Annotated in this window: 17 protein-coding genes; 6 read left to right on the top strand and 11 right to left on the bottom strand. The window is 61.4% G+C overall.

The features are described 5' to 3' along the window. The first annotated feature begins 3 nt into the window (after positions 1-3). Complete coding sequence (locus ACWGPT_RS02425; protein WP_452603967.1) at positions 4-348, top strand: hypothetical protein; 345 nt, start codon at positions 4-6, stop codon at positions 346-348. A gap of 60 nt (positions 349-408) precedes the next feature. Here ACWGPT_RS02425 and ACWGPT_RS02420 read toward each other — a convergent pair whose 3' ends face one another. Beyond that, positions 409-660 carry a hypothetical protein gene (locus tag ACWGPT_RS02420; protein ID WP_452603966.1) on the bottom strand — a complete coding sequence of 84 codons (252 nt, stop codon included), beginning with the start codon at positions 658-660 and terminating at the stop codon, positions 409-411. A 372-nt stretch (positions 661-1,032) separates the two neighbouring features. Between ACWGPT_RS02420 and ACWGPT_RS02415 the strand changes: the two genes are divergently transcribed. Then, the gene (locus ACWGPT_RS02415; RefSeq protein ID WP_452603965.1) at positions 1,033-1,275 is read left to right on the top strand and encodes a hypothetical protein; all 243 of its coding nucleotides are present in this window, start codon (positions 1,033-1,035) and stop codon (positions 1,273-1,275) included. 76 nt (positions 1,276-1,351) lie between these two features. Here the strand turns inward: ACWGPT_RS02415 and ACWGPT_RS02410 are convergent, their stop codons facing one another. Continuing rightward, positions 1,352-1,801: a hypothetical protein gene (locus ACWGPT_RS02410; protein WP_452603964.1), complete on the bottom strand. Its 450-nt coding sequence runs from the start codon at positions 1,799-1,801 to the stop codon at positions 1,352-1,354. Between the two features lie 359 nt (positions 1,802-2,160). Here ACWGPT_RS02410 and ACWGPT_RS02405 point away from each other — a divergent pair, with 359 nt between their 5' ends. The 4 genes from ACWGPT_RS02405 to ACWGPT_RS02390 are packed head-to-tail and all read left to right on the top strand — an operon-like array spanning position 2,161 to position 7,417. After that, on the top strand, positions 2,161-2,700 hold the full coding sequence (locus ACWGPT_RS02405) for a DUF1269 domain-containing protein (RefSeq protein ID WP_452603963.1): 540 nt from the start codon (positions 2,161-2,163) through the stop codon (positions 2,698-2,700). A gap of 32 nt (positions 2,701-2,732) precedes the next feature. Beyond that, positions 2,733-3,929, top strand: coding sequence for an NAD-dependent epimerase/dehydratase family protein (locus ACWGPT_RS02400; RefSeq protein ID WP_452603962.1), 1,197 nt, complete (start codon positions 2,733-2,735; stop codon positions 3,927-3,929). A 9-nt stretch (positions 3,930-3,938) separates the two neighbouring features. Next, positions 3,939-5,588: a hypothetical protein gene (locus ACWGPT_RS02395; protein ID WP_452603961.1), complete on the top strand. Its 1,650-nt coding sequence runs from the start codon at positions 3,939-3,941 to the stop codon at positions 5,586-5,588. Then, positions 5,582-7,417 carry a glycosyltransferase gene (locus ACWGPT_RS02390; RefSeq protein ID WP_452603960.1) on the top strand — a complete coding sequence of 612 codons (1,836 nt, stop codon included), beginning with the start codon at positions 5,582-5,584 and terminating at the stop codon, positions 7,415-7,417. The genes ACWGPT_RS02395 and ACWGPT_RS02390 overlap by 7 nt, the downstream gene beginning before the upstream one ends. A 42-nt stretch (positions 7,418-7,459) precedes the next feature. Here the strand turns inward: ACWGPT_RS02390 and adhP are convergent, their stop codons facing one another. The 9 genes from adhP to ACWGPT_RS02345 form a co-directional block, all read right to left on the bottom strand. Then, a complete protein-coding gene (adhP, locus tag ACWGPT_RS02385) occupies positions 7,460-8,509 on the bottom strand; it encodes an alcohol dehydrogenase AdhP (protein ID WP_452603959.1) in 1,050 nt (349 codons plus the stop codon). 22 nt (positions 8,510-8,531) lie between these two features. Beyond that, the gene (locus tag ACWGPT_RS02380) at positions 8,532-8,909 is read right to left on the bottom strand and encodes a DUF982 domain-containing protein (protein ID WP_452603958.1); all 378 of its coding nucleotides are present in this window, start codon (positions 8,907-8,909) and stop codon (positions 8,532-8,534) included. 1,125 nt (positions 8,910-10,034) lie between these two features. Continuing rightward, positions 10,035-10,451, bottom strand: coding sequence for a PRC-barrel domain-containing protein (locus tag ACWGPT_RS02375; protein WP_452603957.1), 417 nt, complete (start codon positions 10,449-10,451; stop codon positions 10,035-10,037). A gap of 158 nt (positions 10,452-10,609) precedes the next feature. Then, positions 10,610-11,917, bottom strand: a complete 1,308-nt coding sequence (locus ACWGPT_RS02370) for a serine hydrolase domain-containing protein (RefSeq protein WP_452603956.1) — start codon at positions 11,915-11,917, stop codon at positions 10,610-10,612. A gap of 148 nt (positions 11,918-12,065) precedes the next feature. Continuing rightward, positions 12,066-13,112, bottom strand: a complete 1,047-nt coding sequence (locus ACWGPT_RS02365; protein ID WP_452603955.1) for a DUF2776 family protein — start codon at positions 13,110-13,112, stop codon at positions 12,066-12,068. A gap of 155 nt (positions 13,113-13,267) precedes the next feature. After that, positions 13,268-14,380, bottom strand: coding sequence for an ABC transporter permease (locus ACWGPT_RS02360; RefSeq protein ID WP_452604101.1), 1,113 nt, complete (start codon positions 14,378-14,380; stop codon positions 13,268-13,270). Between the two features lie 2 nt (positions 14,381-14,382). Further along, a complete protein-coding gene (gene rbbA / locus ACWGPT_RS02355; protein ID WP_452603954.1) occupies positions 14,383-17,193 on the bottom strand; it encodes a ribosome-associated ATPase/putative transporter RbbA in 2,811 nt (936 codons plus the stop codon). A 9-nt stretch (positions 17,194-17,202) separates the two neighbouring features. Next, on the bottom strand, positions 17,203-18,279 hold the full coding sequence (locus ACWGPT_RS02350; protein WP_452603953.1) for an HlyD family secretion protein: 1,077 nt from the start codon (positions 18,277-18,279) through the stop codon (positions 17,203-17,205). 87 nt (positions 18,280-18,366) lie between these two features. After that, a complete protein-coding gene (locus ACWGPT_RS02345; RefSeq protein ID WP_452603952.1) occupies positions 18,367-18,996 on the bottom strand; it encodes a helix-turn-helix domain-containing protein in 630 nt (209 codons plus the stop codon). Positions 18,997-19,801: the final 805 nt, after the last annotated feature.

Raw genomic sequence — 19,801 nt, 5'->3', positions numbered from 1 at the left:
CAGATGCAGAGATCGGGTTCGATAAAGACCGAGGACTTGGGGCTGGAATCGGCACAGCTTCTCTGCCCGAGATGCGGAGGTCATCAGATCACCCACATGGGAGCGACCTTCTTCGAGCGCGACCAAGATGCGCCGCAAGAAGTGGTAACGGCGGTACAGGGACAAACAACGTCCGTATCCGTTCAGAGTGCCACCGGAACCCTTAATCCGAGTGCCCGTCGTCACGGGGTGCTGATGCATTTCCATTGTGAAGCCTGTTCGGGGAAGGGCGTGCGTATCGATCTGGCGTTCGCGCAGCATATGGGCAAGACGGAGATCAGCTGGCGGTTCGACCCGTTTGGCCCTTGAGCGCAGCCGCCGCTGGAAGGCAGGGCCGTCAGCGGGCGCGATTTCGGGGAGGAGCGCCTGTCAATGCACGACGGGCGGGGGATAGCTTCGCCCGATCGAGTGCAGGTATGCGGTTATCTGCGACTTCAGATGATCGCGCTTGCCGTATTTCTCGGTTATCCGCTCCAGTTCCGGCTCGACCGTCTTGAAGACATCATCGGGAAGGTCGGCATCGGCGATGACGTAGATGTGGCCGACGGCGCGGATATCGCAGCCGGTCGCCAGGATCTCGTTCACAAAATCCGGTATCTCCTCTTCCGTCATGCTTTTCATGCCAATTCCTTTTCCGTGCCCGCCGACACATGGAGAAGACAGATCGACTGCAAAAATTGACAACAATAGGAAGGCAAACCCATTGTGAAATGGGGGATCGGCGTAATCGCTCTTCAAGATTTCTTGACAGGTGCGTCATGCCAATTCCTTGACTGCAATCAAGCAGCAAGGAATTTCCGCCCGCAGGCTTCAGGGGAAGGGCGGACGGCGCCGAAGCGGTTCTCCTTGCGGGCCCCGCCAAGCTCTTCGCATTCACATAACGTGACTCGACTCCGTAAGTGGTGAGCGTAGGCTTTTTCTATCGCCAACCATGTAGAAGGGCACTGGCGACAGGGAGCTGGCAGCTCTCGCCCCAAACGGGGAGCCAATCCTATGCAGGATCATCATTTCAATGGTGGGGTTCCGGGTATCTTTGCCCCAGAAGACCTGGATCGAATGGGGGTAGCGACGGCCGCCGCCATTGCCCGGCTGGCGGACGAGGATGCGCCGGTCGAGAAAGAGGCGATTGCTCGCGTTGTTCTCCGGTTCTACCGCCGTGGGCTCGTGGATCCCAACAAGCTCACAGATGCGGCCGTGATGGTCGCACATTCCAAGCTTTTTCAACGCGTCCCGTAGCGCTGCCGGGTCTCCGGCAGCGCGGTAACGCCCACTGACCGCGGCCGCCAGGTTGCGGAGGCCGGTTTGTTATGGCTTACCAGCCGAAGCCCGGTCCCCAGGGGCCGAAATCGTAGAACTGGCCCGGTCCCCACACATCCCAGTTCCACTGCGCGTCCGCATAGGTCTGGGCCGCCCACAGCTCTCTATTGGCAATGCGCTCCTGCTGCTTGGCCCGACGATAGGCGTCATAGGCCTGCTGGTTGCCGACGTAGAGGCAATTGCAGTTCACCGGGTCGGCGTAGACGTAGCTTACGTTGTTGCCCCGCGTGCGGATAAGGAACCTGTTCGGCGGTAGGCGCTTCAGCATGGCCTGCCGCGCCGGCGTATTGGCGGGACGCACGACGAAGCCTGCCGCAGCCAGATCGTCCTCCGTGCTCTGGATATTGGACACGCACGACGACAGCACCAGTGCAACGGCGATCGCCGTTGCCGTTGCCATGGGCGCCGTAGAAAGACCGGATCGAGTGGAAGGTGACTTCGCCATGATTACTGCCTCGCTTAAGATTTGTTGCGCCGAACAGTTTTCCGACAGATCGATATCTCACTGATATTCTGGATCGTTTCCAGGAAAGACATGATTGCGCGGAATTTCTATGGGGTATTCCTGCGACGTTAGATGAGGGGATTGATCGCCGCATTGCGTGTAGGCAATTCGGGTTTCGAAGCATCCAGGGGCGCTCACTGCCAACTTAGCATCGCGCGTGGTGCACGGGGTGACGCTCGCTTTGGGCGAGGGGGCATGGCGAATTGATTGCAGTCAATGCCCCGCGTTGCGCGGCAGTCTACGTTCGTCCGGTGAGCCAGGGTTATCACCAGTTACTCTTGTCAGATGTGGAAGAGAAAATGACGGACCTAGTTGCCATTTCATTTGCCGACATGCACGAAGCCGATCGTGTTCTTGTTGAGCTCAACAGGCTGCAGAAAGAATACTTGGTTGATCTTGCCGATGCTGTCGTGGTCATCAGGCAGCCCGATGGAAAAATCAACCTGAAGCAGAGCTTCAACGTGGTTGGTGCCGGCGCGGCTTCCGGAGGTCTTTCCGGTGCCGTCTGGGGAACCCTGGTGGGGCTGCTGTTTCTCAACCCGCTTGCGGGACTTGCGGCGGGCGCCGTCGTCGGTGCCGGCGCGGGTGCGTTGTCGGGCTCTCTTGTCGATTACGGTATCGATGACAAGTTCATCCGGTCCGTGGGCGAAACACTCGCGCCGGGCAGTTCGGCTCTTTTCATCCTCATTCGAAAAATTCGCCCGGAGAAGGTTCTCGACGAACTGGCCAAGTATCCCGGCGGCAAGGTGTTGAAGAGTTCGCTTCCCCCGGATCAGGAGCGGCGCCTGGAAGAGGCACTTTCAAAGGCGGCCAAGAGCGAGAACGCCAGCAGCGTCTGACCGACTTCATCTGGCGGCGAGAGGAGTCCGGAGTGAAATCTGTCCTGATCTTGGGAGGCGATGGGTTCTGCGGATGGCCCACTGCCCTTCACCTGTCTGCGAACGGGTTTCGGGTCGGAATCCTGGACAATCTCTCGCGCCGGATGATCGACGAGGAGCTGGGGGCCAGCAGTCTTACCCCGATCGCGTCGATCGAGGATCGCCTGGCAACCTGGGCGAAGGTGTCCTCCAACAAGATTCCCTTCTACCCGATCGACGTCGCCCGGGATTATACAGGCCTCGTTCGCGTGCTGTCGGACTTCAAGCCCGATGTCGTTGTCCATTTCGCGGAGCAGCGGTCGGCGCCCTACTCGATGAAGAGCGCGTATCACAAGCGTTACACCGTCGACAACAACGTGTCGGGCACACACAATCTCTTGGTGGCGGCCGTCGAACTGGGGAATGACATCCACATCGTCCATCTGGGTACGGTGGGTGTCTACGGCTACAGCGGCAGTGATCTGGCGATGCCGGAAGGATATCTGGACATCATCATCCGCGGACCGAGCGGAAAGGAGCTCGAGCGCTCCATCCTTTATCCGACACAGCCCGGCTCGGTCTACCACATGACCAAGTCCATGGACCAAATACTGTTCCAGTACTATGCCGAGAATGATCGATTACGGATCACCGACCTCCATCAGGGGGTCGTGTGGGGAACCGAAACCCCGGAGACCTGCCGCGACGATGCCCTCATCAACCGGTTCGACTATGATGGCGACTACGGAACGGTCCTCAATCGCTTCCTGGTTCAGGCGGTCGTCGGCCACGCTCTTACCGTTCATGGAACAGGCGGACAGACCCGCGGCTTCATCAACATCCAGGATACGGTGCAATGCGTGAGGCTGGCGATAGAGCATCCCCCGGAACGCGGTGATCGCGTGAAGATATTCAATCAGGTGGCGGAGACCAAGCGGGTCCGCGACCTTGCCGAGATGATTGCCGCAATAACCGGCGTTCGCGTCGCTTACGTCGACAATCCTCGCAACGAAGCGGCCGAGAATGAGCTTGAGGTCACCAACGTCTCTTTCCCGGCGCTGGGGTTGAACTCGATTTTGCTCGACCAGCAATTGTTCAACGAGACGATGAACATCGTGGAGCGGTTCAAGGCGCGCTTCGATCCTGCCGTGGTCCCCGCGAGATCGCTTTGGACCGCACGTCACAAGCCCGGAGTGGTTCCCGAAATGTGAGGTTCTCCGATGCGCGACTTCCTCAGACTGATCGCACTCGCACTGGTCGTGTTCGCCATCACATTTCTGGCTTTCATGTTCAGCAACCCGGAAGCTTCGCGGACCCTCGGTCAGCGGTTGGGGTTGTCGGAGCGGCTTGACTTCACCGATCGACTGGGACTGTCGGAGGGATCGGCTGCCAACACGCCGGAGCGCCTGACCGAGAGCGAGAGGATCCTGCGTCTGGGGAGCGCGAACGGCACACGCTGGGACGCGCTCCTTGGATTTCCCTCCACGTCCCAAATCCGGTTCGACATTCCGGAAGAGCTGGAGCCGGTCCGGGTGCAACTGCAGCTTGATCTGCAAAGCGAACTCATCGCACACGGCGACGGGCTCGTCCGGGTGCAGGTGAACGGCAATCTCGTGGATGCGATCCTGCTTGAGCCGGGACGCGCCGAACATCGTCTTACCTACAACCTGTCGCCGCTCGATATCGCTACAGGGGAGATACTGGTCACGCTCGAAGGCAACGGCACGACGAACTACGGTCAGGTCTGCCCGACGAACGTGACAAATCTCGGCTCGATCGTCCAGGTGCTGCCAAGCACGGCGGTAATGCTGGAAGTGGTCGAGCCCCTTTCGGACCCCGAGGTCTATGCGGAGCTCCTCCCGTCTCCCCTACAGATCGAGGCTGAAGGCGATGTCGTCCCGGCCGCCTGGGCGAGCCAATGGCTGACCAGGCAGGGCGTTGCGGCGGAGATCACCGGAACCGAGGCTCCGAAGGGGATCAGCGTCATGCCGACGGACGGCGAGCCGCCAATCACGCTGGCCGAGGACAAGCTTTCCGTTGCCGGACCGACGGGCCTGTCGGAACTCCTGCGGCTGAGGGGCGGTTCGCTTCCCTCCTCCTACGGACAGTCGTGGCCGTTGCCGGTATCGGCGCTTACGACCGACATCCTCACCCATACCTTCCGGGCATCCACCCGGTGGCAGCTTAACTACAAGCTTGCCGATCTCCCGGAGGGCAGGGCGCCAGATGCGTTGGAGCTTCACCTCAAGACAAGCCAGTTGAGAGGCGAGAACTACTGGTCGCTTCGAGTGGTCTTGAACGGAATGCTGGTGAATTCCACCAATCATCCCGGCACCGGCAATGATCTTCTGCTTAGCGTGCCCCTTCCGGCCGACTACCAGCGGCTCACGAACCAACTGGTCGTGACGCTTGTCGATAACACGCCCAATCAAGGCATATGCCGCGCCGGACCGGAGCAGGCAGCGCAACTTCTGCCCTCGACCACGCTGACCTCCGGCAACAGTCCCCAGGGGGACGCGCAGATCCTGGTTCATCAGCTGGCGGTTGCCGACAGGGTCGGCCTGCAGGCGGTGGAGGGATCGGGCCTCGAAACCGCGGTCCAGCTTGCAGGCATGCTCGACCTGCTGCTGCCGCTCGACACTCCCGTCGACCTTGCGGGCGGGCAGGGACAGGTTGCCATCCGGGCAGGACATGGAGAACGCCTTGCCGGGCTTCTCCAGGAAGTCAGCCAGAGCGCCAATATTCTTGTCGTCTGGGGAGGCAGGCCGCCAGATGGAGTTTCGTCGGAACTCAATATGCAGCGCGTCGTCCCGAATGCGCCGCCGCCGCAAGTTCCCGCCGGAAGCACTGGCCTGATCGTCACATGGTAGAAACGATCGACGGCCACGCGCTCAGACGCGAGCTTCAGAAAGATCAATATGCCTCGGAGGACTCCAGTCCCGGCGCCCTGTCCCACCCCGTGCCATATGATGTCGCGCCGCGGGTGCTGGCGATCTTCTCGGTGGTGACGTTCTGCCTGATGCTGCTCTTCAACCGGACACCGATCGTGCAGTTCTTCCCCGAGCGTGACCTGTTTTTCTCGCGCTACGATGGAGCGCTTGCCGTTCCGCTCCGGTTGTTCATCATCGGTTTCGTGGTCGCATTCTCTTCCGCGATCGACGCGGGATGGACCGTGCGGATCAGGTTCGGCGGCAGGCTTCTGCTCTTCTTTCTCGCGTTCTGCCTGATCTTCGACATGGCGAACCTGGCGGCTTTCGCGCTTTCCGGCGTCCGTCTCACGCTGACGACGGCGGAACTCGTCTCGGCCCTGATGGGATTTCTCATCTTTTCCCTACACCTTATCCGCACCGCGGACATGCCGGCCCGTTCGGACGCACCTCTCGGGAGGCGCCTGAGGCTGCAATCCTTCCTGACCGCGATGGCCATCCTCGCGATCTCTGCGGCAGTCTCCATCAGGGTCGCGGGCTATGAACTGGATTTCATCCAGAACCTGAGGGACGTGGCGCTCATGGGCGGGGTTAGCGTGGGCATATTCCTGTTCGTGCCGCTGGTATATTTCCTGCTCAACGTGCTCGCATCGTTGCAGAGCATATTCCGGAGGCACCGGACATATCAGCCTCCGATCACCCTGATCATCCCCGCCCATAACGAAAGCCATGCCATTGGCGCGTGCATAGCGGCGGCTGACGCTGCTGCCGGCAGGTATGGCGGACCGGTCACTCTGTTCGTCATCGACAACGCTTCCATCGATGATACATCCGAGCAGGTTCGAGCAGCCCTGGCGGACGCGCGTCACCTCGAGGGGGAACTCCTGCACGAATCGCGGCGGGGAAAATCCTTTGCCCTGAACCGGGGGCTCGACGCGGTCGAAACCGGCTATTTCGCGCGGGTCGACGCGGACACCCTGCTTTCGCAAGATGCTCTCATGCGGGCATTCAATCATTTCGGGGATACGAAGGTCGGTGTCGTCGGCGGGCTGGCGCGGCCTCCCGGCAATGGTCCCTTCGACGGACCCCGATACATCGAGGTCCTGCTCAAGATGGGCTATGATCAGGTGGGTCTCGGCGCAGCGGACTGTATCGTTGGCATTGCCGGCATGTTCGCCTGCTACGACACCAGGGCGGCGCGCTTGGTCGGGGGATTCGCCGTCGGAATGAACGGCGAGGACACCGACATCGCCTTCCGGATCGGAGAGGCCGGCTACCGCCTGCTGGTGGATCCGGCCGTGACCTTCATCTCCGAGGTGCCGCGGACCTTCAGCCACCTGCGCGAGCAACGGACACGATGGTTCCGTTCCATCTTCCATGTCACGGCGAGAAACATCCAGGATTTCCTGCCGCCCAGGATATCGACGCGGGGATGGCTGGTCCTTCCCTACATGCTGACGAATACGGCAAGGCGGGCGATGGCGCTTCCGCTGGTGATATTCTGCGTGAACTTCCTCATCCTGGACGCGGACCCCTACGCCACGCTCAGGGCAATCTCCATACTTGCGCTGTTCATAGGGACCCCCATGGTCAACGCAATTCTTGCCATCGTCGTCAACCTCAGGCTGGCGGCGCTGATCGGTATTCCATCCTACATCGTCTTTCGAATGCTCCGCTCGTATCTGACCCTCGAGGCTCTCCTGAGCATGAACTTCAACAACTACTCTTCCCGAGGTGTGTCGGGATCGGTGCGCGTTGCCACGGGAGGGTAGGGCTGGTCCGTTTCGCAAGGTCTATCCGGAAAGATGCCGGAGTCAGCTTGCCGCGGTAGACGATCCTTGCAGATCCAGCACCATGCGGCCATCGACCCGACCTTCCTTCAGTTTCGCAAAGATATCGTTGATCTCCTCGAGAGGCGCCGTGCGGATCGTCGCGTTGACCTTGCCGTCGGCCGCGAAGGCGATCGCTTCGTCGAGATCCCGGCGTGTGCCGACGATGGATCCGCGTATGGTGATGCGCTTGAGGACGACGTCGAAGATCGGCGTCGGAAAATGGCCGGGAGGAAGTCCCACGAGACTGACCGTCCCCCTTCGCCTCGTCATTCCGATCGCCTGCGCGAAGGCCGGAGGCGAGACGGCAGTGACCAGGACCCCATGCGCGCCGCCGCCCGTGGCCTCGACGACCTCCTCGATCGCGGTACCGGAACCTGCATCCACGGCAAGATCGGCACCGAGTTCATTTGCGAGGCGGAGCTTGTCCGCGCTCACGTCCACCGCCACGACCTTCAGGCCCATGGCCTTGGCGTATTGAAGCCCGACATGTCCGAGCCCGCCGACACCGGAGACCACCACCCATTCACCGGGTCTTGCTTCCGTTTCCTTCAGCCCTTTGTACGTGGTCACGCCGGCGCAGAGGATCGGGGCGATCGCGGTGAAATCGACATCCCGGGGAAGCGGCGCCGCGAACGCGGCGGCAGCGATGACATATTCGGCAAAGCCGCCGTTGCAGCTGTAGCCGGTGTTGTGCTGTTGCTCGCAAAGCGTCTCCCATCCCGTCTCGCAATATTCGCAGTGAAGGCAGGCGTCATGGAGCCAGGCAACTCCGACCGCGTCTCCTTCCCGGAGGTTCGTCACGCCGGGCCCGAGCTTCGCGACGATGCCGGTGGCTTCGTGGCCCGGGATGAACGGCAGGGTCGGCCTCACCGGCCAATCCCCCTCCGCCGCATGAAGGTCGGTATGGCACACACCGCAGGCCATCACCTTGACCAGGACTTCGCCCGGCCCGGGTTCGGGTATCGGGACCTCCTGAATGGTAAGCGGCTTGCCGAATTCCGTAACCACCGCGGCTCTCATCGTACTGGACATGGATAGAACTCCTGATCTGGTGCTACCGGGGTCTGGCTAGGATTTGCGTTCGATCGGTATCCGACGACGAACCGTGCGACTGTTCCGGATCGGTGCCGTCGCTTTCCGGGCCTGGCGGCTCGCCGAGGAGGCGGGCCTTTTCCGCGAAACGAACGAACGCCTCCTTTGCAGCCTCGGAAGGCACGCGGCGCCTCAGGGCCTGGGAGCAGGCCAGCCTGGCCGAATGATGAAGGCCGTCCTTTTCGCCTCCCCAGGCGATCGTGAGAAAGGCCAAGGCTTCCGCGGGATTGGTTATCTGGGTCGTCCGGTGCGACGTTCCGGTCTGGAGGACTACCGGGAACAGCCAGTTGCCCCATGTCGGGTCATCGGTCTTCGGAGGCTCATTTCGACGTCGGGTCATGCCAACCCTCCGCATTGCAGGCCTTCGATCTCAGGCCTTGCTGCTTCGTTGAACCGGCAGGGTGGAGAAGACTGTCCGCTCAAGGGGACGATCCCCGCATCGCCCGGGCGGGAGTTTCGGATTCCGGATGGTCAAAGCATGTGCCGCCAGGTCTGCGGCACCCTCGTGGCCATGATGCTTGCATATGCTTTCCCGCATCAATCCCCAGGGGCGGTCGGACCGTGCTGCCCCAGAAAGCACAGATATACTTCAAGCGTCCCGCCTTGGAATTGACTGCAAGCAATGATCGCAGGCCCGGCAACACACAGAATGATTGCAGGCACGGAGAAGATTCCCGTGACCGGCGTTTCAGTCGGCTGTAGCGGCGCCGCCTCAACAGGATGATCAGAATGTGGAAGATAATATTATGTGCGTGTGGGCTGACGGTCATGCTGACCGGCTGCAACCAGAGCCGCTATGTCAACCTGCCGGGATACGCCCACGCAACCGATCCCGACTGCCGCAGGACCCAGCCGCCGTCGAAATATGATGCGAAATGTGACTGCCCGAAGGTCGGATTCTCGAACTTCACGCCCCCGGACTGCCCCGTCTCGGGAATATAGCGGAGCAGCTCATCTCCTTTTCCCGAAAGCGTCGATTGCCCCGTGCTGCGGGAGCGTACTTATGGCCCCGCGGTCCACGGTTCGGCCGGCTCGGCCTTTCGTAGACGGGACGTTCTTTGATCAGGGTTGAGAGAAGGTGATGAGGGTGACCCGGCAATTGAGGCCGAGCGGCGGACGACACAGGTCTGGTCAGCCCAGCAATCAATGAACGATTGCAGCACCCCCTCGTCAGCACACGTCCGACCTCAGGAGGGGAAGGCCAGTAGCGGACTCTTTGTGCCGACTTCCTATAAGGTATTGCGATGTGCAGGGATTGTCGTTGCTTGCGATCAATCCGTATTACAGCCATATCTTCGGAAAGATCTGTCGTCAGACCGGTAATGGCCCGCTTATTCTCGGTTTTCGGGCTCGATATGTGCGCGAATATCGAGGTTTGGTCCGCGGTAGCAACAGGCCCGGCAGCCGATGCCGAACATCGGCGCGCCGGTGATCGAAGGGTGGTTACTTTGCAGTGTCCGACGATCTATTCGTGGAGGCCGAGCGCGGCAAGATCCACCGAGGGCGCCTGTTCGAGGTTTTCCTTGGTCAGCGTGGGCGCCGTGATGAGCAGCTTGCGGCCATTGTCTTCGGGCGTGATCTGGAGGGTCTTCCAGTTGACGAGCACATGCTTGGCGTCGATCCCGAGGAAGCCGCCGACCTCCAGCGCCACGGCTGCCACCGTGCCGTCCATGTTGAGCAGCACATCCTCGATGTCGGCGATCTTCTTGCCGTCGGCGCCGTAGACGTCGTATTCTTCCAGGGTGTTGGCGGAGGTGTAGCTGGGCAGCCCCTCGACGACGACGATTTCCGAGAGCACGACGAACGGTCCTTCGGTGGCAGTCTGAGCGAATGCGCTGCCGGCCAGGAGTACCGCAGCAGCGGTCAGGACGATGGTCTTCATGAGCCTTCTCACTTCCAATCTAGTCGCCCGACCGGGACGGCCGCGCTTCATCGCCACAACGATAGCCGAGGCGGAACCTGCGGCATTGATTGCAAGCAATGGGGAAGTTCGATTGGGCATGCCGGCTCGTCGGACGAGACCGGAGTCGGTCTGGCGTCTCAGTCGCGCTGCGGCGGCGTCGACTTGAGGTACTGGGCGACGGCCCGGAAGGCGGGGATCGACGTCGGGTCGATGAGGGGGTTTTCCGACCGCGGGAAGGAAGCAAACCTGACGATGACCATGCGCGCGGTGAAATCCACATAGATCGTCTGGCCGTGAACGCCGCGCGCCGCGATGACCTGGTCCTCGCCGGGATAAATCCACCACAGGCTGGTGTAGCTGCCGCCCGTCAGGGCAGGATAGGCGGTCCCGAACTTTGAAGGGTCTCCTCCGGCCCGTATCCTCTGGACCACCTCCGCGGGAAACAGTCTCTTTCCGTTGATGACGCCCTCGTTCAGCATGAGAAGGCCCAATCGACCGAGATCGCGCAGGCCCGCGCTCAGGCCGCCACCCGCATAGGGAACGCCTTTCCCGTCGACGGTCATGTAGGCATCCTGATCCGCCCCCATGGGTTTCCAGAGGCGCTCCGAAGCCAGTTCGCTGACGCTCTGCTCGGCGATCCGGGCGACGATCCAGCCGAGCATGTCGGCATTGACCGTCTTGTAGTGGAAGCCCTCGCCATGCTGCCCCTCGGGCTTCACCTGCTGCAGGTATTCCCAATAGCCGTTGGGTCCGTCATAGCTCTCAGGCTTGGGAAGCGGGCTCGCCGCAGCGGAATATTTCCAGATATCGGCGTTCGGGTTGGCGTATTCCTCCGAGTACTGAAGGCCCGTCGTCATGTCCATCACCTGGCGGACGGTCGCATTGGCGAAGGCGCTGTCTCCAATCTCCGGGATGATGTCCGATACGAGCGCGCTCTCGTCGAGGCGGCCCTCCGCAACCAGGATCTGCGCCAGGAGCCCCGTCAGCGACTTCGTCATCGACATCGCCGCATGCTTTCCGGCATCCGTGAGGCATCCGAAGTATCGTTCGTAGACGACCCTGTTCTCGTGGAGAATGAGCATGCCATCGGTATAGTTGGCGTCAAGAGACTCCCGCCACGTCATCTCCCCGTCCGCGCCGATCGGCGTAAAGGTCAGAGCGTCGATCGCGGCGCGGAGGTTGGCGAATTCCAGCACGTTGACGTAGTCGAGGGGGACCGGCGCTCCAATTCCCCGGCTGATCTCGACCGTGGGAAGAAGCTCCCGGATATGGCAAACCGTCCACCGCAGGCGGGGAAAGCTGAAATACACCGATTCCGGCTGGGTGATGATCTTGTCCGGGGCGGGCGGGAAGCCCTGCATCCATCCCATCACCCGGGGATCCGATTCCGCCGCCGACAGGACCGGCGCCTGGGCGGATACGTTCGATGTCGTTGCAGCTGCCATTGCGACCCCCAATACAAGAGTGATCAACCTAGAAATCGACGACGACATTGACGAAGCCTCCTGGTCAGGTGACAGCCTGCTTTCCCGAAGAAGTGCCTGCGGACGGGGTGCCGAACTTCGACAGCGTGCCACCCGACCGCCAACAGGACTACTTCGCCGTGCCCGCCTCAAGGATCGAGACGATCGAGAAAAGGGTGAAGCATACGGCTCCCAATCCGGCGAGTACGCGCGCGGGAACGAAGAAGTTTGCATCCGTCATCGCGGTTTCGGCCAGAAACGCTGAAAGGAACAAGCACGCCAGGCACGTCATCACGGGGATGAGCGGGACCCTGTTGGCCAGCGGAAACCGGCGCCGCCAGACCGCCGCCAGCAAGAACACCTTGGAGACGATGCTGAAACAGACCATGGCGAGCCCGAGAAGGATGTATCCCGGAGCAATCCGTTCCACCCTGTCGGACCCCAGCAGCACGTACAGGCCCCAAAGAAGCGTTACGGATCCCATCAGCAGGACCCATAGGGTCCAGTACCAGCGCTCCGGCTCGTCGAACCGGTTGCGCACCTGGCGCACGACGGTTGCGACCAATGCGATAAGGCTGGAGCAGATCGCCGCCAGGCCCATGAGGACATGGCCGGCGACATAATGGTCCGTGACGGAGGCATCCCTCAGCAGGGCTGCAGCCCAGAGCCCGTTAATCAGCGTTGCGGCCACGGGCACACAGACGAGCAGCCAGCCCGTGCCCGCGCCGTAGACGGTCGCTGGCGGTCCATCCTCGCGACGGCCGGCGGCGTTCTTCGGTATGAGGGTGAAGCTGGAGGAGGCGGCGGCGACGGTGGACACGCAGGCCGCTATCATCCCGACGCCGAACACGACATGACCGGCGACGAAGGCATCCGCCGCGCTTCTCGTCCCGATCAACCAGAGACCCCACAGTGCCGTCGCAAGCGCAACCCCGTATCCGAGGGTCGGTAGTGCGTACTTCCATTTTGGCCCGAAGGTGTGGGTCAGTTGACGGATGATCATTGCGGCGGTGGTGAACAGGGCGATGCAGATGGCTGTCAGGGAAGCGAGCACGTGGCCGGCGACGAAATGTGCCGCGTCCGCCTGGCCGGAGAGGACGTAAAGGCCGAGGCCCAGGCAGACGGCCCCCATCATGAGGGGTATGGCCCGAAAGAGAACACTGATCCCGTAGTTCATCGCGGCCTGCTTTCTGAAGACGGGCGGCCCGCTGCGGAGCTTCGTTGCGGACGAAAATCCTACTGCATCGTACGACGAGAGAAATGATTGCGGTCAATTGCGGCGCCTCTGAACCAGATCGCCTGGAGCCAAGCCCCGGACTGCGCGACGCTACTTTACTGAAGAAAGCGCCGGAACCGCTTGAGGGCGAGGATGAAAAGCACGATCGATATTGCCAGGAGGGATGCAAGCTGCGGCCAGACGACATCGATGGACGCGCCCCTGAACAGCACTGACTGCGCCAGCATGACGAAGTGCGTGTTCGGGGTGAGCAGCATGATGTCCTGGACGAAGGCAGGCATGCTCTCGCGGGGCGTCATGGCGCCCGACAGGACCTGAAGCGGCAGCAGCACGAGGATCAGGAGGAGGCCGAACTGGGGCATCGAACCGGCCACCGTGGCGAGGAAAATGCCGAGCGAGGTCGTCGCCAGGAGGAAGAGTGCCGTCCCGAACAGGAATAGCGGTAGGCTTCCCTCGATGGGAACCGCGAGAAGGCCCTCGACCACCACGATCAAGGAGATGGCGGTCGCGACAAGGACGACGAGCCCCATCGAGAGTATCTTGCTGACCATGATCTCCGCCGGTGTGACCGGCATGACGAGGAGATGCTCCACGGTTCCCCGTTCGCGCTCGCGGATCAGGGCGGCTCCCGTCAGGATAATGGAGAGCATGGTGATCGAGGTGATCACGTTGGTGATCGACCCGAACCACGCCTTGTCCAGGGCAGGGTTGAAGCGCATCCTTTGAACGAGCTCCACAGGCAGCGCCGATGATGCCCGGTATCCCTCGAGGAATTCGTTCACCTCGCTCGATATGATCGACTGGATGTAGCCGCTCCCGGTGAAGGCCTGGCTCATGCGGGTCGCATCCACGTTCAGCTGGATGACGGGTTGATCCCCGGCGAGCAGCTTCCGCTCGAAGTCCGGAGGAATGTCGAGCGCGAAGGTATCCAGGCCGGCATCCATTCGCTGGTCCATTTCCGCGATTGAGATGGATTGCGGCGGCGTGAAGTAAGGCGGGAGAAATGCCCCGGTAATGCGGCTGGACAGCTGCGACTGATCCTCGTCGACGATGGCAATCGCCGCATTGCTGAGGGCCTCAGGCAGCGCATGCGATCCAGTGTAGATCTCCAGGGTGAATGCGTAGATGATCAGAAGCAGCAACAAGGGATCACGTGCAAGTCCCCGCAGTTCCTTCACTCCCAGCTGGTACACCGTCGAGAAGAACATCGTCATCGCTCCTGCTTCCTCAAGAGGATCGCGCCCAGGGCGACCAGCAGCGGTATGGCGACAAGCAGCGGCACAAAGGAACCCGATAGTCCGCCAAAATCCAGGCCCTTCGAGAAAGTTCCCCGCGAAATCGTCATGAAGTGCGTGGTCGGGTAGATCTTTCCGATGAAGGCGCCCGCGCCGCGGAGGGAGGATACAGGATCGATCATCCCCGAATACTGGGTGGCCGGAATGAGCGTGAGAAGTGCCGTCCCGAATATCGCTGCCACCTGGCTCGACATGAATGTCGACATGAGGATGCCGATCGACGTCGCGATCGTCACATAGAGAAGGGCGGCCGACGTGTAGGTGATCATGCTGCCCGTCAACTGTACGCGGAAAATCACGACCGCAAAGGCGACGAGGAGGAAGAAATTGAGCATGCCCAGCGCGATGTACGGGATCTGCTTGCCTAACAGGAACTCCAGCCGCGTCACCGGCGTCACGTAGAGGTTGATGATCGATCCAAGCTCTTTCTCGCGAACGACGCTGAGCGCGGAGAGCATCGCCGGAATGAGCATAAGGAGGAGCGGGATGACGGCGGGCACGATCGCCACGAGGCTTTTGACGTCCGGGTTATATCGATACCGCGTCTCGATCGAGAAATCTCCCTGCGCGGCGGCGTCGCCCAGCGTCTCGGCGGCTTTTCGCGTGAGCCACTGCGAATGCATGCCCTGCACATAGCTTCTGATCGTTTCCGCCCGCTGGGGCATGGACCCATCGACCCAGGCACCGACCTCGACATCGTCCCCCCGCATCAGCTTGCGTCCGAAGCCGGGCGGAATTTCCAAGGCAAGGGTGATCTCGCCGTTTCGCATGCGTCTGTCCAGGTCCGCATAGTCGGCGAGAGGCTCCTGCTCGATGAAATAGCGCGAGCCCGCTATGTCTAGGACATAGTCGCGGCTGATGGGCGTGTCGTCGCGATCGAGGACGGCGAAGGTCAGGTCCTCGACATCCATGTTGATGCCGTAACCGATCACGAACATCAGGATTACGCTGCCGAGAATGGCAAGCGTCGCGCGGATCGGATCGCGGCGAAGCTCGAGCGTCTCGCGCCACGTATAGCTGAACATGCGGCGGACGTCGAAGTAGCGGCGTATGCCATCTCCTCGCGCCGGTGTGGTCGGGTGCGGGGGCGTGCCAAAGGCGATCTCGCCAGGTTTTTCCTCGGTGTCGCCCGATGGCTTTGGCGTTCCGGCCGCCTCCTCCAGGACGGAGATGAACGCCTCTTCGAGGTTTGCCGCGTGTCGCTGTTCCACGATCGCCTGCGGCGTCGCCGTGACCAGCACCTTTCCCGCATGCATGAGGGAAATTCGGTCGCAGCGTTCCGCCTCGTTCATGAAGTGCGTGGAGATGAAGATCGTGACGTTGTCGTTGCGGGAGAGATCGACGAGGATCCGCCAGAAATCATCGCGCGCTATAGGATCAACCCCCGACGTGGGCTCGTCCAGGATCAGGACATCGGGGGAATGAATCAGCGCGACGGCAAGCGACAGGCGCTGGCGGATACCAAGGGGCAGACTGTTCGGCAAGGTATCCAGGACCTCCTCGAGGCCCAGCCGACGGGCCAGTTCGGAAATCCGTTCCGCAACCCTTTCCGTGGACAGTTGGAACAGGCGCCCGTTCAGTTCCAGGTTCTGCCTTACCGTCAGTTCGTAGTAGAGCGAAAACGCCTGGCTCATGTATCCGACGCGGCGCCGGAATGCGATGTTCTCGCCGCCGACCTTCTGACCGAACAGGCGCGCCTCGCCCTCGCTGGCGATCAAAAGCCCCGTCAGCATCTTCATGGTCGTCGTCTTGCCGCAGCCGTTCGAGCCGAGGAATCCGAAGATTTCGCCGCGAGAAATCTTGAAGCTCACGTCGTCGACCGCGGTGAAATCGCCAAATCTCATGCTGAGATGGCTGGCCTCGATCGCATATTGTTCGCCCCCGAGGACCTTTCGGGGTGGGATGACCAGGGCTACGTGACCCCGGGAGACGTCCTGCGGCAACAGTGCGATGAAGGCTGCGTCGAAGTCCGTCGTCCCTGTCCTTGCCATGAGTTCGGACGGGGTGCCCGTGCCGATCACCTCGCCGGCGTTCATCGCGACGACCCAGTCGAAGCGGGCAGCTTCCTCCATGTAGGCTGTTGCAACCAGCACGCTGAGGTTCGGGCGTTCCGCCCGGATCGCGGCAATCAATTCCCAGAACTGCTGGCGTGAAAGGGGATCGACCCCTGTCGTCGGTTCGTCGAGGATGAGGAGGTCCGGATCGTGGATCAGGGAACAGCACAGTCCGAGTTTCTGCTTCATGCCGCCCGACAGCTTTCCCGCAGGCCTGTCGGCAAAGGGAGCAAGCCCGGTACTTTTCAGGAGAAGGTCAATCCGTTCGGCGCGCTCCTGCCTGTCCTGTCCAAACAGGCGACCGAAGAAGTCGACGTTCTCGAAGACGGATAGCGTGGAATACAGGTTCTTGCCCAGCCCTTGCGGCATGTAGGCAATTCGCGGGCAGACCTCCCTGCGGTGGCGGGCGTCGGCGATGTCGCCTCCCAGTACTTGGATCTGTCCCTTCTGCATGGCACGCGAGCCGGAGATCAGGGAGAGCAGCGAGGACTTGCCGACCCCGTCCGGTCCCACCAGTCCGACCATGCGCCCGGAAGGCAGGGACAGCGATATGTCATTGAGAGCGATCACTCGTCCGAAGGCGAGGGTGGTGTGGCGTACCTCGACGACCGCCTCGATCTCGTTGCCGGGCTTGTCGCTTCTGACCTTGTTGCCTGGAGAGGCGCCGTTCATGATGGGCCCTCAGTCGACGAGGTTTCTTTCGAGGCTTTCCGGCCATTCGGCCTGGGGATCAAGCCGGACATATGCGGTTCCCGGGAGCCCGGTCTTGACGTACTCGATGTGTTTTTGAAGCAGCTCCTTCGGTATTCTTGCCCTCACGCGAAATGTGAGCTTCTGGCGCTCGTCCTCGGTCTCCACCGTCTTCGGCGTAAACTGCGCCACATCCGCGACGAAGGAGACCTCCGCCGGAATGGTGAGCTGGGGTGCTGCGTCCAGCACGAGGCGCGCGTCGGAGCCGATCGCCAGCCTGCCCGCCTGTTCGGTGGGCAGGAAGAATGTCATGTAGACGTCGCTGAGATCGACCATGGTGAGGACGCGCCCGCCGGCCCCCAGGACTTCCCCCGGTTCCGCCACGCGATACTGCACGCGGCCGTCCCGCGGCGCCTTCAGGATGGTGTCCTCAAGGTCTGCATCTATGCTTTCGATCGCGGCCTTGGCCGCATCGACGGCGGCTTCGGCGTCCACGACCTGCGCCTTGGCGGCGTTGATCGCAGCCTCCGAACTGGCGAGTGCCGCCTGAGCGGATGCAAGCGTCGCTCGCGCGGCCTGTTCGGCGGCCTCGTTTTCGTCGACAACCTGCTGCGAGACCGTCCTGTTGCTGAGGAGCTGCTTCGACCTTGCATTGGTCTTTGCCGCCGAATCCAGCTGCGCCTTGCGCTGCTCGATTACCGCGAGAGCGGATTCACGCTCGGCTTCCCGTTGCTTGACGAGACTGTTGGCGGTGTCGATTGCGATTTCTGCACGACGCAGATCGGCTTCGGCCTGCCTCTTTCGCGCCTCCAACTGGGCAGTGTCCATCTGTGCCAGGACCTGGCCCGCCTTGACGAAATCGCCCTCCTTGACGTCGATCTCGCGAAGCCGTCCGCCGGACTTCGTGGCGATATCGATCTCGACGGCTTCGATGCGGCCGTTACCGGAATAGAACCCCGCAGGAAGGCCTTGCTCGCGAAACGCCGTCCAGGCCCAATAGGCCAGGCCAAGAGCGAGAAGGATCGTAACTCCGGCTATTAATCCATACCTCGACCGGGCGGTCGGCATCGCGCTTCTCCTGGCACCTGCTGGCGTTCGGCGCGGCGAAATCCGGATCGTCGGAGCGACCGCTTTCCGATTCTCGCTTGCGCTCTTCTAATCTATCAGAAATTGGAGCGCGCGCGGCCGGATAATCTCGACAATTCGCGGGGTTCGCAACTTTATGATGCCCTTGAGGCGCAGGAAGGTGAAGACGCGGGAAATGGTTTCGATGCTGAGGCAGAGATGGTCGGCAATATCCGCCCGCGGCATCAGAAGCTCGATCGTCCCTGTCCGTCCCTGCCGGGAATCCAGGTCCGAGAGGAAAGCAGCCACGCGTTCAACCGGGTCGCGGTAGCCGAGCACCAGCACGTTTCGTTGCGTCCTCTCCATGCTTTGCAGCCAGGAGGTGGCGTCGCTCGGTAATTGATCTCCCATCTCGTTGAGGGCGCTGATGCGTGTCGGGCTGATGGCTTCCGCAAAGAAGACATGCGTCATGTCCGTTTCGAAGCCGAAGGTATCTCCGGAGAACTCGAAGGAGCATATCTGACGGCGGCCATTGGAAAGCAATCGGTAGATCCGAACCGCGCCGTAATCCACGGTGTAGATCCCCCGCCTTATCTCGCCAGGCACATAGATCGTGCCGTTTGGCTCAAGCGTTCGGGTGCTTTGAAGCGTCTCGGGAGGTTTGTGAGCAAACCCCTTATTGACTTTCGCGGTACGCGTGACTGCCGCTAACCTATCCATGCTACTCCTCCCGACCAACTTTTCTGGGGCAAAGGGCAAGTAGTCCGTAGGATGGGCCGGGATAGTCAGCGGCTTCGCAACTCAACAGAGCTAGATGACCATATTCGCCGATATTTGTTACGCATTTTCGTCTCCAGCCTTCGCGGGAAGGCCGGTCTCCCGCATATTCTATTATACTAATGTCTATGGAAATATAACTCCTCCCTCACGGCTTTGTTCCTCTATCGGATCGCTTCTCCTGCTCAGCGCATTGCCGGGTGAAAGTCCCGGTTTCACAGGCGTTCTCAGTGGGCTCTGCGGCATCATTATCCGTGTCTCACCCATATGTAGCGGAAGTAGCCCGGCCTCTCAGAACCCTGGCCGCGTCGAATGGTAACGCGCTGGTACGTGCCGTCCTCACGGGGCTTCGTCGTCATGGTTGCCACGTGAGGACCCGTCTCGATATTCCGCTGAACCCAGATGGACGTGTCCTCAAAGTCAGGATGCGTCTTCGGGCATCGGCCAAGCCCCCACATGCTTGGCCGTCCCGTCGCCGTTGCCGTCCTTCTCACCGGCTCGCCGTCGTAGCTGAGGATATGGCAGTCTGGCCATTCGTCCAGTTGGGCGAGGTCGAACCCCTCGCTCGTGGTCGTGGTCGTACAACTGATGAGTAAAGCGGGGACAAGAAGGACAGATGGGAAAATCCGACTGCGCACTGTATTCCTCCGGTGGACGTGCCACTCATTGCACCACGCGAACCTGTCGTTGCGTGACGGCTTCGAAGGCAGGCCCCGTAGGTTCGACGGAGCCTGTAGGGGAAGGGCGC

The sequence above is a fragment of the Pseudorhizobium sp. NPDC055634 genome, from assembly GCF_053618655.1.
The sequence above is the reverse complement of the archived record's forward strand: the minus strand, read 5'-3'. Positions and strand labels throughout refer to the sequence as shown.